General features: G+C 71.3%; 1 protein-coding gene. It reads left to right on the forward strand.

Annotation, left to right across the window (positions count from 1 at the left end; translation table 11 throughout):
• A partial coding sequence (locus ACTWQJ_RS50945) for a non-ribosomal peptide synthetase (protein ID WP_443313126.1) occupies window positions 1-1,928 on the forward strand: 1,928 nt, incomplete at both ends.

A 1,928-nucleotide genomic window follows, 5' to 3' on the forward strand; every position in this document is an offset into this window, starting at 1 on the left:
AGGACATGCTCGGTCTGTTCCTCAACACGGTGCCGGTGCGGGTCACGTTCGACGCGGAGCGCAGTGTCGCCGATGTACTGACGGCGCTTCAGGCGCAGCAGTCGGCGCTGCTGGACCACCAGCACCTGAGCCTCAACAGCATTCAGCGGCTTGCCGGTCCGGGCGCGACCTTCGACAGCCTGCTCGCCTACGAGAACTTCCCTGAGGACCCGGCCGGGCCTCCCTCCGCCGAAGGCCTGACCCTCACGGACAGCCGGATGCGGGAATCGACCAACTTCGCTCTGGCTCTGGGGGTGAACCCGGCCGACGACCTGGCCCTCCGGCTCGACTACCGGCCGGGCCTGTTCGACGAGGGGACCGCCCATGCCGTCGTCGATCGTCTGGTGCGGGTACTGAAGCAGTTCGTGGCCGACCCGACGGCCCGGCCGAGTGAGATAGACCTGCTGGGCTCCTCGGAGACATCCCTCGTGGTCGAGCGGTGGAACGACACGGCGCGGACGGTCCCCGCGGACACGGTCCCGGCACTGGTCCGGGGCTGGGTGAGGCGCTCCCCGGAGGCTGTTGCCGTGCGCGGCGGCTCCGAGGCCCTGACGTATGGGGAGTTGGAGGCGCGGGCGAATCGGCTGGCCCGGCACCTCGCCAGCCTGGGTGTGGGCCGGGAGAGCCGGGTGGGGCTGTGTCTGCCCCGTGGGGTCGACATGGTGGTGGCTTTGCTGGCGGTGTGGAAGGCCGGCGGGGCGTATGTGCCGCTGGATCCGGAGTATCCCGGGGAGCGGCTGGCCTACATGGTCAGCGACAGCGGTGCCTCCGTGGTGCTGACCACGGCCGCGACGGCGGGTGAGGTGCCGGCCGGCGTGGAGGTGGTGCTGCTGGAGGAGACGCCCGAAGCACCGGCGGGACCGCTGAACACGGTCGTTGATCCGAGCCAACTCGCCTACGTCATCTACACCTCCGGCTCCACGGGTCGGCCGAAGGGCGTGGCGGTCGCGCACGGTGGGGTGGCGAACCTGGCCGAGGTGATGCGTCCGGTGCTGGGTGTGGAACCGGGCACGACTGCCTTGCAGTTCGCGTCGTTCAGCTTTGACGCGGCGGTGCTCGATGTCGCGGTGACGCTGGGAGCCGGCGGCGCTCTGGCGATCGCGACGAGTGAGGAGCGCACCGAGCCGAGTGCGCTGGCGGAGATGATCCGTACGGCGGGCGTGCAGGTTGCGAGCGTCGTCCCGTCCCTGCTCGGCGTGCTGGACCCGGCCGACGTCCCCGGCGTGGAGAACTGGGTGCTGGGCGCCGAGCGTCTGAGTGCCGGCCTGGCCGCCCGCTGGCGGGCACAGGCCCGCGTCTGGAACACCTACGGCCCCACCGAGGCGACCGTCATCTCGACGGCGACGCTGCTGGAGGAGGGCATCAGCCCGGAGGGTGCGCCTCCGGCGATCGGCTCGCCGATCGGCAACACCCGGACCTTCGTCCTGGACGACTTCCTGCGTCCCGTCCCGCCGGGTGTGACGGGTGAGTTGTATGTATCCGGTGCGGGTCTGGCGCGTGGCTACAACAACCGTCCGGATCTGACGGCGGAGCGGTTCGTGGCGTGCCCGTTCGTCGAGGGCGGGCGGATGTACCGCTCGGGCGACCTGGCCCGGTGGACGTCGGACGGGTTGCTGGAGTTCGCCGGACGCGCCGACGAGCAGGTCAAGATCCGCGGCTTCCGCGTGGAGCCGGGTGAGGTCGAGGCCGTGCTCGCCGGGCACCCCGACGTCGCCCAGGCCGCCGTCGTCGTGCGCGAGGACCGGCCCGGCGACAAGCGTCTGGTCGCGTACGTGGTGCCTGCGGAGGCTGAGGACTTCGACATCCCGGGGCTGCGGCAGTTCGCGGGCGCGCGGCTGCCCGAGTACATGGTGCCGTCCGCGGTCATGGTCCTCGACGCCCTGCCGCTG

It is taken from the genome of Streptomyces sp. KR55 (genome assembly GCF_052245645.1).
Lineage (GTDB): Bacteria > Actinomycetota > Actinomycetes > Streptomycetales > Streptomycetaceae > Streptomyces > Streptomyces flavusporus.